At 45.8% G+C, this 11,384-nt stretch carries 11 protein-coding genes; 2 read left to right on the forward strand and 9 right to left on the reverse strand.

What is annotated here, in order from left to right:
* Nucleotides 1-57: 57 nt before the first annotated feature.
* The 4 genes from Q3O60_RS10775 to Q3O60_RS10790 form a co-directional block, all read right to left on the reverse strand.
* Nucleotides 58-1,113 (reverse strand): sugar phosphate isomerase/epimerase family protein, encoded by a 1,056-nt coding sequence (locus Q3O60_RS10775; RefSeq protein WP_305893939.1) that lies wholly within the window; start codon nt 1,111-1,113, stop codon nt 58-60.
* A 27-nt stretch (nt 1,114-1,140) separates the two neighbouring features.
* Nucleotides 1,141-2,307 carry a Gfo/Idh/MocA family protein gene (locus Q3O60_RS10780; RefSeq protein WP_305893940.1) on the reverse strand — a complete coding sequence of 389 codons (1,167 nt, stop codon included), beginning with the start codon at nt 2,305-2,307 and terminating at the stop codon, nt 1,141-1,143.
* Between the two features lie 86 nt (nt 2,308-2,393).
* Nucleotides 2,394-3,599, reverse strand: coding sequence for a nucleoside permease (locus Q3O60_RS10785; RefSeq protein ID WP_305893941.1), 1,206 nt, complete (start codon nt 3,597-3,599; stop codon nt 2,394-2,396).
* A gap of 151 nt (nt 3,600-3,750) precedes the next feature.
* Nucleotides 3,751-6,300 (reverse strand): EAL domain-containing protein, encoded by a 2,550-nt coding sequence (locus Q3O60_RS10790; RefSeq protein ID WP_305893942.1) that lies wholly within the window; start codon nt 6,298-6,300, stop codon nt 3,751-3,753.
* Nucleotides 6,301-6,467: 167 nt separating this feature from the next.
* On the opposite strand from Q3O60_RS10790, the gene Q3O60_RS10795 reads away from it, so the two are divergent.
* Nucleotides 6,468-7,019 (forward strand): NADPH-dependent FMN reductase, encoded by a 552-nt coding sequence (locus Q3O60_RS10795; protein ID WP_305893943.1) that lies wholly within the window; start codon nt 6,468-6,470, stop codon nt 7,017-7,019.
* Between the two features lie 10 nt (nt 7,020-7,029).
* On the opposite strand, the gene Q3O60_RS10800 is transcribed toward Q3O60_RS10795, so the two are convergent.
* The 5 genes from Q3O60_RS10800 to Q3O60_RS10820 all read right to left on the reverse strand — a co-directional run bounded on the left by Q3O60_RS10800 (nt 7,030) and on the right by Q3O60_RS10820 (nt 10,374).
* Nucleotides 7,030-7,296, reverse strand: coding sequence for a hypothetical protein (locus Q3O60_RS10800; RefSeq protein WP_305893944.1), 267 nt, complete (start codon nt 7,294-7,296; stop codon nt 7,030-7,032).
* Nucleotides 7,297-7,407: 111 nt separating this feature from the next.
* Nucleotides 7,408-8,565: a lipase family protein gene (locus tag Q3O60_RS10805; RefSeq protein WP_305893945.1), complete on the reverse strand. Its 1,158-nt coding sequence runs from the start codon at nt 8,563-8,565 to the stop codon at nt 7,408-7,410.
* Between the two features lie 3 nt (nt 8,566-8,568).
* Nucleotides 8,569-9,126 (reverse strand): DUF6795 domain-containing protein, encoded by a 558-nt coding sequence (locus Q3O60_RS10810; RefSeq protein WP_305893946.1) that lies wholly within the window; start codon nt 9,124-9,126, stop codon nt 8,569-8,571.
* A 179-nt stretch (nt 9,127-9,305) separates the two neighbouring features.
* Nucleotides 9,306-9,758, reverse strand: coding sequence for an alpha/beta hydrolase family protein (locus Q3O60_RS10815; protein WP_305893947.1), 453 nt, complete (start codon nt 9,756-9,758; stop codon nt 9,306-9,308).
* Between the two features lies 1 nt (nt 9,759).
* Entirely contained in the window at nt 9,760-10,374 is a 615-nt protein-coding gene (locus tag Q3O60_RS10820; protein ID WP_305893948.1) for a DUF6795 domain-containing protein, read from the reverse strand.
* 552 nt (nt 10,375-10,926) lie between these two features.
* Here Q3O60_RS10820 and Q3O60_RS10825 point away from each other — a divergent pair.
* Nucleotides 10,927-11,307: a hypothetical protein gene (locus Q3O60_RS10825; protein WP_305893949.1), complete on the forward strand. Its 381-nt coding sequence runs from the start codon at nt 10,927-10,929 to the stop codon at nt 11,305-11,307.
* Nucleotides 11,308-11,384 lie beyond the last annotated feature (77 nt).

The raw sequence follows: 11,384 nt of genomic DNA on the forward strand, positions 1-11,384 counted from the left end.
ACACCAATTCAGCAAGAACAGTATCAAGTAAAATGGTCATAGCAACAGCTAATCACATTAACTCAAACCCAGAATTTTTCTATTTCGTTCAGTATCCGCACCTGAGCCAGCAAAATCATCAAACGCATGTTCAGCCTGCTTAATCAAATGACGGCGAATAAAAGGTGCTCCTTCAGCAGCCCCTTGCTCGGGATGTTTTAAACAACATTCCCATTCAAGAACAGCCCAGCCATTAAAACCATATTGCGTTAACTTACTAAACACGGCTTTGAAGTCAATTTGGCCATCACCAAGGGAGCGAAAACGGCCAGGTCGCTCTTGCCAGGAAGCAAAACCGCCGTATACACCGGCTTTACCTGAAGGGCGAAACTCCGCATCTTTGACATGAAATGCTCTGATCCGCTGATGATAAAAGTCAATAAACTGCAGATAGTCCAGCTGTTGCAAGACAAAGTGACTGGGATCATACAAGATGCAAGCACGTGGATGTTGCTGAACCGCCTGTAAAAAACGTTCAAAACTCAAGCCGTCATGCAAATCTTCACCGGGGTGCAGTTCATAACATAGATCGACACCCGCAGTGTCAAAAGCATCCAGAATCGGCAACCAACGCTTCGCCAGCTCAGCAAAACCTTGCTCAACTAAGCCTTCAGGCCGTTGCGGCCATGGATAGACCGTATGCCAGAGTAAAGCGCCAGAAAAGGTGGCATGTGCTGTCAAACCAAGTCGCTGTGAAGCCTGGGCTGCTAAAAATAGCTGCTCTGTAGCCCATTGTTGCTTTTGTTCAACGGTGTCTACACCTACCGGAGCAAAGCCCTGATACATCGCATTGTATGCAGGATGCACGGCAATGAGCTGTCCTTGTAAGTGAGTGGATAATTCAGTGATTTCCAAACCATAGCGAGCACACATGGCGCGAACTTCATCACAATATGCTTGGCTTGCTGCCGCCTGCTGTAAATCAAACAGTCGCTTGTCCCAGGTTGGGATCTGTACGCCAGCATAACCGTGACCAGCCGCCCACTTTAACATCTGTTCAAGGTTAACTGAGTTATCTGACGGGATAAACTGTGCCAGAAAGACAGCTGGCCCCTTTATTTCAGTAGATGACATGTAAGCTCCAAAATACGTAATACAAAATCAATCAATTTGCTTCTGCAAGGCCAAGGGGTCCACACTGACCCAGCTGGCATTGTTTTGACTACTCAGTAAAGCAGCCCGAATAAATGCCATGCCACGCACAGCGGCATCAATAGATAAGCCATCATCCAGTTGCTCACCATTTCTTACTAGCAGTGCAAAATCACGGTATAAGTTAGCAAAGGCTTCAATATAGCCCTCCGGATGACCAGCCGGCGTGCGGCATAGATCTCGTACAGCGACGTCCAGATAGTCGCAATCGGCGCCCGCAGTCCATAACTGTTGCGGCTCTCCTCGACGTTGCAACCATAATTGATTCGGCTGTTCCTGTTGCCAATAGAGTGAAGCCCGATCGCCATAGATGCTAATTTGTAAGTTATTGCCAAGGCCGGTACAAGCCTGACTCGCCATCAATGTTGCACGGGCACCATTCGTTAAACGCAACATGGCAGCACCATCATCATCCAGTAATCGGTCTTTAACCTGAGTCACCAGATCAGCGGCAATCTCCATCACCTGCAAACCTGATACGTACTCCAATAAATGGAATGCGTGGGTGCCAATATCAGCAAAACAGCCACTCTCCCCCGAACGCTCCGGATCTGTCCGCCAGGATGCTTGCGCACTAGCCTGAGTATCTGCTGAGTCTGCCAACCACCCTTGAGGATAGCTGACACTGATACGTCGAACGGTACCTAGCTTCCCTTGAGCAATCATCTGTCGGGCCTGTCGAACCAGCGGATAGGCTGCGTAGGTATGTGTTAACCCATAATGTAATTGCTGCTGTTGCACCAGTTGTTGAAGTGCAATCGCCTGCTCAAGTGAAGTGGTAGCAGGCTTATCACTTAACACATTAAAGCCAGCAAGTAATGCCGCTTTAGCCACTGGGAAATGCATATGGTTCGGAGTCACGATACTGACAAATTCAATCCGCTTATCGGCTGGTAATGCGGCTTCAGCTTCAAACATTTGCTCATAGCTGGCGTAACAGCGTGCACTTTCCAGCCCCAACTGTTGCCCCATTTGAATAGATTTCGGATGCTGTCGGCTAAAACAACCGGCGACCAATTCAATGCTGTCATCCAGCCGTGCTGCCATGCGGTGAATACTGGCAATAAAGGATCCCTCCCCTCCACCGACCATCCCCATCCTGATTTTTCTTGCCATTCTCAGCTCCTTACCCATCGCAAACCCACCCAAATGTAACCGGTTACAAAATACATATACTGCAAATAGTTCTACAACGCTGCCAACTACTCACTGGCAGTCGCTTGCTTCTCACGAAACAAAACAATAAAAAGTAGCAAAACCACCACCGCAAAGCCGGCAGGGATCAGCCAAATCTGCTCCCACTGATAGCTTCCTGCCGAGGTATAGGTATCCGTGATCCAGCCAGCCAGCCTGAAGCCAATCAACATGCCAACACCATAGGTCGCTAAGGTAATCAAGCCTTGAGCAGCCGCTTTATTTTTCAAGCCGGCTTTTTTCTCAGTATAAATTTGCCCGGTTACAAAGAAAAAGTCATAGCAAATACCATGCAACAGAATACCGACAAATAACATCCAGATTTGATCGCCTGTATCCCCATAGGCAAACAACACATAACGGATAACCCATGCCAAAATGCCGATCAGTAAGGTAATTTTGATACCAAATCGTTTCAAAAAAAGCGGCAGCATAAGCATAAACAGAATTTCAGATACTTGCCCTAAGGACATCGTTGCGGCAGCACCCGCCATACCAATATCATTTAAAAACAAGTTGGTATTCTGATAATAAAATGCAAGTGGAATACAAATCAGCACTGAGGTGATAAAAAATACCAAATAGGTTTTATCACGCAGCATGCCTAACGCATCCAGTCCAATCATATGTCGTAAACCAGCGCCATCTTGTTTGGCTGAAGGTGGCGTGTTTGGCAGAAAGAAGCTTAAAACACCAAGCAAAGCAGATGCGAATGAGGCCAGTAAAAATGTATTCTGCAACTGCCGACTTGATTCCCAACCGAAGTAACCAATCAGTACCCCAGCAATAATCCAACCGACAGTCCCGAATACACGGATTTGGGCAAACTTCTCCGGGTTATCTTTCAATTGCTTAAAGGCGATAGTATTCACCAGCGCCAAGGTTGGCATATACAACAGCATGTATATAAGTACCAATGGATAAAATGCTGCAAAGCTATTGGTCGTTGCTACAAAAAATAATAAAGCGGCTCCAGTCAAATGCATAAAACCAAGAATTTTTTGCGCCGAAAAGTATCTGTCCGCTATCAGGCCAATAATAAAAGGAGCAATAATGGCACCAATAGATTGCGTTTCAAAAGCAAGCCCCATCTGAGAGCCTGAAGCGGAAAAATGCTGCGCTAAAAATGTCCCTAAAGTAACAAACCAGGCTCCCCAGATAAAAAACTCGAGGAACATCATGCTGGATAATTGGATCCGAGTCGTTGCTTTCATCGAATGTCCTTTAATTTTAATTATTTAATGACGCATGCCACAGTGGGTATGCTTCGATAAAATTAACTGTAACCGGTTACACTGATAAATTCAAGCGTCTCTATAAAAATACAGTCTCGCTTTATCTTGGGTAGAGCAAGGTGGTAAATAACTATGCAGGGAGGTCCTCCACCGGCCCTGGCTGGCCTAACAGATAGCCCTGAAACTGCCGGCAGCCCATATGGTATAAGGTTCGATATTGCTCGTGGGTTTCTACCCCTTCAGCAATCACATCCAGTTCAAGGCTATCGCCCAGAGCCAGAATGGTTTTTATGATGGCTTTATCGCTGCTATCATCCAAAATATCACGCACAAATGAAGCATCTATTTTTAATTGCTGTAACGGCAGGTTTTTCAAATATTGCAGTGAGGAGTAACCGGTACCAAAGTCATCCAGAGCAAAGGAAATCCCCATCGCAGCCAAACGAGTGATCTGGCTCACTGCCTCGTCAATATCTTCCAGCAATTGGCTTTCCGTGATTTCAAGCATCAACTGGCTGGCTGGTGCGCCGGTTTGCTGCAAGATGTCCTGTACTTCATCAACAAAATGACCATCATGCAGTTGTCTTGGGCTAATATTCACCGCTAGCTGCCAATGTTGCTTCTCAGGATCGTGTGCCCACTCGGCCAGTTGTTGACAGCTTTTTTCCAGCACCCAACGCCCTAAAGGTAAGATTAACCCTGTGGTTTCAGCGACAGGAATAAACTCAGCCGGCGGGTAATTTCCATGCTCTGGATGGTGCCAGCGAAGGAGTACTTCGGCGCCTAGCACTTGATCGCGTTCATCAAATTGTGGCTGAAAATGCAGAAAGAACTCTTTCCGTTCCAGGCCTTGTCGCAGACGATTGGTCAGGGTGGTTCGCTGGGTCACTTCCACCTGCATGCTTTGATTAAAAAACCTTAAACGATTGCGCCCCCGGCTTTTCGCGTCATACATCGCCATATCAGCCCGTTTCATCAGCTCATCACAATCGTCCCCATCCGACAACATTGCAATGCCAATACTGGCAGAAATCTGATGGACATGCTGCTGCAGGAGAAAAGGCTCATGCAGGCACTGCAGTACTTTTTCAGCAATGACTTGTACACGTTGACAGGCCCGCTCCACACTACCCGGCAACTCTTGCAGCAGCAATACAAACTCATCACCCCCCAAGCGCGCCAGTGTGTCACACTTTCTGACACAACCTTGTAAACGCTGCGCCACCTCAATCAGCAACTCATCGCCAACGGCGTGACCCAGCGTATCATTCAAATCTTTAAAATGATCGAGATCCATAAACAACAAAGCACCTTGTTGTTGCTGCCGCTGAAACAAATCGAACGCATGCTGCAAACGATCCAACAACAAACGCCGGTTGGGTAGCTGAGTCAAGGCATCATAAAAAGCCAGCTGATGAATCGCTTCCTGCTGTTGTTTGTGCTCGGTAATATCGGTAGAAATACCACAGAGCGCATAAATCTCACCATTTGGCTTGCGTAGTGGCAACTTCACACTCAAAAAAGTACGAGTTACTCCGCCATCACTGATGGTGTTTTCCTCTTCCCGAACCTCGCGGATGCCTTGCTCCAGAATTTGACGATCGTGGTACTGTAGCTTTTTAGCCGTAGCGTGGTCGAAGTAGGCATAATCGTTGTGGCCGGTCACATCCGGGATCTGGCTTTTAAATAGTTCTGCTACCTTCTTATTCACATAGCGATAGCAAAGCTGCATATCCTTGATATAAATATAAGCATCTACACTGTTTAGAATGGTGTTAAGCCGATCTTCGCTGGCTTGCAAGTGTCGGGTTTTTTCTGCCACCTGCCAGCGAAACACTAAAGCTCCTCCCCCAAAGATAAGCAGTAACACGCCGCTAATCGCGAGCAGCGTCCAATAGGATCGAGCCAAACGATTTGTCTCAACTTGAGTCCCACTCCAGCGTTGAAGAATTTGGTAGTAGGGTGAGTCTGGCTGCTGTTGCCATTCAACAAGATAAGCATCGATGCGCTGCAGTATTTGTTGGTGCTGATTGGGTAAGGTGGCATAAAAAAGCTGAGTTGGTTGAAACAAAAACTGACTTTGCTGCAACTGATATTGCTTGGCTTGTTGTTGACCAAAATAATGGTTCGCAGCCACCAGTTGAGCACTGCCGGCATACACCAGAGCAAAGCCTTCAGCAATGGAGTCCGTCAGCAGTAACTCGACTTCAACCTGATGTTGATGAAATTGTTGTTGCAAAAACTCGTACTGCACCGAGTCGGCTAACACCGCAATACGCATGCCAGCCAGATCTGCAAGCTCATGCACTGGCACACCAGAGCGACTGTAGAATTGCGACCAACTGTATAACGCAGGTGTTTGATGAAAGGCTAAATCACGTGAGCGTTGCTCCGTAAATGCAACATCGGGCAGTAAGTCAATGATACCGGCCTGCAGGAAATCTAAGCAATAAGCCCAGTCGCACGATACCGCCTGCAACACCCATCCTTCCCGTCTGGCGATTTCAACCAATAAATCACCCAACATGCCTGAAGGAGAACCATCGTCAGCCGCGCGGAGCTTTGGTGGGTTATGATAAACGCCCACCACCAGCTTGACAGGCTCAACCGTTTCACCCGATGCTATCGGCCAAGAAGCAGACCATAGCAATAAGGTTAAGCACATCACCAGTCGGCGCATAGCGTTCCATCTGATAGCATTTGATGGTTCAAGCTTATGTCATTACTACAAAAAAGCAAAAAATAGTATTAGACTTTGAAAACCCAGCGCTTTTTACTGTAAGCCTATTTGCTCTATCCCTTACCAGCATCTAGGCTTAAAGCACTGAGGCTAAAAAGAGAGCAGTCATGACGATACAAGTACTAGGATTATGCGGCAGCTTACGATCAAAATCGACCAATCGGGGCTTGTTGCTGCATGCGCAAGCTCACGCGCCCGATGAAATGAAAATTCACATCGCCGATTTATTGGATGTGCCGTTCTACAATGCAGATATTGCAGAAAAACCAGCTGCAGTGGAGCATTTACTGCGCGAATTTGCTCAGGCTGATGCCTTATTGCTGGCTTGTACAGAATACAATTACTCCATAGCCCCGGCGTTAAAAAACGCGCTTGACTGGGCCTCTCGTGAACCGGATAACTACTTGCTGGCAGGCAAACCCGTTGCCATCATGGGAGCTGGCGGAGGCATGGGTACATCGCGTGCGCAATACCACTTGCGACAAGTCTGTGTATTTCTCGATTTGCAGGTAATGACTAAGCCCGAGCTATTTGCCAGTGCCTTTAATGACAACTTTGATACCGATGGCAACCTGCAGGATCCGAAGTTGCAAGAAAAGGTTGTGCAGTTGCTAGCGGCTTTAAAAACGTGGCACCAGCGGTTGCAGTGCATTAAGTGAAACTGACGCTTCACTCCGTCACACTTTCACAGCAAACTACATCTTGTGGGCTTATAAAGCCATCAAGCCATTGACCGAAAGCGGCCATCGCCATTTCGTAACTGGAATAATTTCCTTTTACTGTCAGCCATTGGTTGCTGACATAATCAGGTAAGGTGATCACCAGAGTACCACGAGTACCTTTTTGAACCCGAAACAATGGAAGCAAAGAATGCCCCTGATTTTGCCAATGTTTCAACAAAGCTATTGCTTCTTTTTTACTGATTACCGCTGCCAACGTACATACACCTTTTAAAAAAAGCCCCCATCATTTGAGGGCACATCTCATACATCCGGAAAAATGCGCACAGATTAAAGTTTTCAGCTTTACCTACCGCCCGCATACCTATTAATTCAGCATGTCTACAGCGCGGCGGGCCGTACTGTACATCGCTTCCAACGTGACCTTAAATACCCAGCGAATAAAGCGTGCACTCAGCTCGGTTACAGTGACGGCAAGCTTACCGGCAAATACCAACATATGGCCAAGTAAGCCCATTACCTGCGCTTCAAGTTGTGGTGACATTAGAACAACTTTCTCAACGGTGGCGGCCAGATGATCATAAAATGTCATGATACCGCTGCTAAAAACTTGCGCCGATACGCCAGCTAACACACCAGCATCCCGCAGCAGGGTGATCAATGCATGCATCAGTTTTTCCTGCCAATGGTTGCTAAAACTGCATTCAAAACGCCGTTCGTAGGTTAAGCGCACGGCTTTAATGGTATCACCACGGCGCTGCAAGTCTTCCCATTGGCCGCGAGCAGTGGTGACATAGCCAGGGTTAGTCATCATGGAGTGAGAAAAAGGATTAATACCGGTTGCCGAGGTAAGCAACACACTACTGCCATTTAGCGGGGCATGAAAAAACGGCCAGACCGGCACCATAGGTACAGGGTCATCTCCATGCACACAACGATAAATTTTATCGATGCTGCCGGTTGATTTAAGGGCAAAGTCATTCAGACCAACCCGTGGCGCACCAAAGGTATACAGCGCCACCCGATTGCCAAAATGCTGTTTAATCCAAATAGCAGCCAGATGTGCAAGCCCACCACCCAGACTATGGCCAGCGCAGTGCACAAGCCCTTTGCTATTGTTGCGTAATAAGGGAGCCAGCTGCCGCTCCAACGCAGGCCGCATGCTGTTAAACACCTTCTGAAAACCAGAGTGCACCCGGCTTTGGTTATCGGCGATGCCGATACCCGCATTCAGATTACTAAACCAATCCCGGCCACTGAGCATTTTGGTGCCACGAATACCCAAAGCGACATCACCGGTAAAACGGCCTTTGCCTTTGCCAACAACAACAAAGCCAGAGGTGCGGTTAAATAATGTGGAAATTATGCTGCCAGACACAGCATGGATTACCCCTGAGCCAGTGAAGTCAAAATTATCCGACAAAACATCAGATTTAACGGTATAGCCTCGCCCTGAAGCGATCTTCCTTGCTTCATATGGCTCTTGTGCAAGCCTGACTGCAATTGTTGGAGTTAGTGTCAACATAAATTACTTTCCTTGTTCATTTCGGATTCGCGCTTGCTCAAGCCGTTCTTGTTCGTCTAATTCATGTTCACGCTCTTGTCGCTGCAACTCAAGCTCATCATCTGAATACAGCGCTGTGCTGGCATGTGTAAAGGTACACCTGGCACTAAGCCAAGGTGCTACTCCCTCAGGTGTTTCGAGATTTTTCAGGCTGAAATTTTTCTCTTCGGCTGTCAGTTCGCAATGCATATCCGACATGATTAGGTCTAAAGCTTGTCCATTCAGATCATTTAATGAACGAATATCAAAGAAATACAATTCCTGACCTGGTGTAGGATAATCTGCAACCGATAGGAATAAACCAATGGTGGAATCAAAAAGCACTCTGTGTATTTTTTTGGTTTTTCGTGCAAACGAAAAGCGCCCTTCGTGATCAGTGACTACATGGTCATTAACAACTTTGTTATCGTAATCAAGCGTGCGGGTCACTTTTAAACCAGCAACCGGCTTGCCATGCTCAGTAATCACACCTCTAATCTCCGGTGACCACTGAACTTCTGTTCTTTTTAACCAACCAAACACACCTGCCTCCACATTGGTTGCGACCATCAACAATAGCAGCCCTAAGCTAACGGCTATGGCCTTACGGTTGATTAACTGCCATCCCAGCATTACAACCACCCTGTTAATAAAATTACGCGAGCATTATAAATAGTTAAAACTATATATCAACATTAAAGACAACATCAACTGCGCACTAATTAACAATGTTGAAGATTGGGGAAATGATACTTAGCAGTTTTGTCCGATACGCCATGGTGATCCGTTTTAAAAGTTGTGTCAGCGCTGTTAAACACCTTCTGAAAACCAGCATGCACCCGGCTTTGATTATCGGCTATGCCGATACCGGTATTCAGATTACTAAACCAATCCCGGCTACTGAGCATTTTGGTGCCACGAATACCCAAAGCGACATCGCCGCTAAAGCGGCCTTTGCCCTTGCCTACAACAGCAAAGCCAGTGGTGCGGTTAAATAATGTGGAAATTATGCTGCCAGAGGCGCCATGTACTACGCCACCGGTTTGGCTGAAATCGAAATGGTCTGTTACAGATTTGTTTTTCGGTATAAAAGCCTGCCCTGCTCTTACCTTTTCAGCATCATATGGGGCATAAGCAAGCCAGGCGGCAGCTTTGGGTGGGAGTGTCTTCTGCATGTTAAAATCCTTCTTGATTATCTATGATCCGTTCAAGCTCTAACCGTTGTTGCTCAATTTCTTCATCTGAGTACAGGGCTATATTCGCGTGAGCAAAAGTGCACTTAGAACGAATATTTGGTGCAGAGTCACCAGGAATTTCAAGGTTCTTTAGTTCATCTACTTTTGCTTCAGCAGTCAGTTCACAACGGATATCAGACGCCACTAAATCAAGACTTTGGTAGTTCAGATCATTCAGGAAGCTAACGTCAAAAATTATATCCTCGTCACCAGCATTCGGAGAGTCAACAACATAAAGTTCCAGTGCTACGCTTACATCAAATAAGACACGACGAACCTTAAGTGTTTTACGGGGAAAGTAAAAATGACCGTTTGCATCGGTGGTCACGCTATCGTAGCGCTCTTTACCTTCATAATATAACCTGCGCTTAACTTCTCTATTAGTAACAGGCTCCCCATGATTGAAGAGAACGCCACGTATCTCTGGCGACCACTGAATTTCTGTTCTTTTTAACCAACCAAACACACCTGCCTCCACATTGGTTGCGACCATCAACATTAGCAGCCCTAAGCTAACGGCTATGGCCTTACGGTTGATTAACTGCCATCCCAGCATTACAACCATCCTGTTAATAAAATTATGCGAACATTATAAATACCCACCCCCTCACGTCAACAATATTTATAACAATAGGTGCATGTTGATTAACACGCTTATCAGGGTGATTGGGAGATAGGCTCAGTGTGGTTGAGTGATATTGATCCGTGCTGATTTCCACGAAAACGACGGTTCTCTGTTATTGAAAACCATTGGTAAAAAATCGAACAGCATATCGAATGAATAAACCGGCTTCGCCTAAAACTGTATTTCTACACGGTCAAATCTTGACTTCTCTTACATCTGAGTAAAAAAGCAGCTCACTTTGCACACATTGCAACTTGCTATCTATTAAAAAGTCTTTTAGTTTAGTGGCTTAGTTAGGTAGAAATCGACAAAGTAAGAATCACATCCCGACAAAACAAGCCAGCTCGTTTTGTCGGCACCACAATCGGAACTTGTTTTCACAAAGCAAGGTTAAATAATAACTTACCAAGTTATGTTCCGAATATGTGAAAATGAGTTTTCGAGCTGGCGCATGAATATAATGTTAGTTTTTTTGAGGATGTCATGAATATTTTTTTACGCTCATTTATTACAAATAAGGATTTAGTAAAAGATACTTTTCAGGCTTTTGCATACTTCGTATTTATTGCAGGTATAGTTAAGTTATCGTTGCCTTATGTGTCTATTCAGCCGCTTTATTACAAGATTTTATATGTCACACTGTTTTTTATAATGACTTCTTTGGCGATGTTTTTTGCTATTTTTCACGTTTGTGTACCTATAACTAAGATTAAATTTCCTTCCTTTGACGCATTCTCTAACCAGCAACAGAATATATCCTTCAAGACTTTTATTACTAAAAAGGAGTCTTGGTTTTGGATGTTGTCAGGATTTCCGTTTTATTTGATAGGCATAGAAATTATTAAGCTTGGTTTTTATAGTTGAAAACTAACAATACGCATCATTCGCGGCCTGCGGCCGCTGGGACGCCAAACCCGCTGGCGCGTTTTTGTCGCCCGTGT

Origin of the sequence: Alkalimonas collagenimarina (assembly GCF_030717845.1) — a bacterium.
In the GTDB taxonomy this organism is placed as follows: Bacteria; Pseudomonadota; Gammaproteobacteria; order Enterobacterales; family Alteromonadaceae; genus Alkalimonas; species Alkalimonas collagenimarina.

Excerpts from the sequence above, each read along its gene's own strand:
- Q3O60_RS10775 (WP_305893939.1), bottom strand. The coding sequence starts at position 1,113 with ATGTCATCTACTGAAATAAAGGGGCCAGCTGTCTTTCTGGCACAGTTT.
- Q3O60_RS10780 (WP_305893940.1), bottom strand. The coding sequence starts at position 2,307 with ATGGCAAGAAAAATCAGGATGGGGATGGTCGGTGGAGGGGAGGGATCC.
- Q3O60_RS10785 (WP_305893941.1), bottom strand. The coding sequence starts at position 3,599 with ATGAAAGCAACGACTCGGATCCAATTATCCAGCATGATGTTCCTCGAG.
- Q3O60_RS10790 (WP_305893942.1), bottom strand. The coding sequence starts at position 6,300 with ATGCGCCGACTGGTGATGTGCTTAACCTTATTGCTATGGTCTGCTTCT.
- Q3O60_RS10795 (WP_305893943.1), top strand. The coding sequence starts at position 6,468 with ATGACGATACAAGTACTAGGATTATGCGGCAGCTTACGATCAAAATCG.
- Q3O60_RS10805 (WP_305893945.1), bottom strand. The coding sequence starts at position 8,565 with ATGTTGACACTAACTCCAACAATTGCAGTCAGGCTTGCACAAGAGCCA.
- Q3O60_RS10815 (WP_305893947.1), bottom strand. The coding sequence starts at position 9,758 with ATGCAGAAGACACTCCCACCCAAAGCTGCCGCCTGGCTTGCTTATGCC.
- Q3O60_RS10820 (WP_305893948.1), bottom strand. The coding sequence starts at position 10,374 with ATGCTGGGATGGCAGTTAATCAACCGTAAGGCCATAGCCGTTAGCTTA.
- Q3O60_RS10825 (WP_305893949.1), top strand. The coding sequence starts at position 10,927 with ATGAATATTTTTTTACGCTCATTTATTACAAATAAGGATTTAGTAAAA.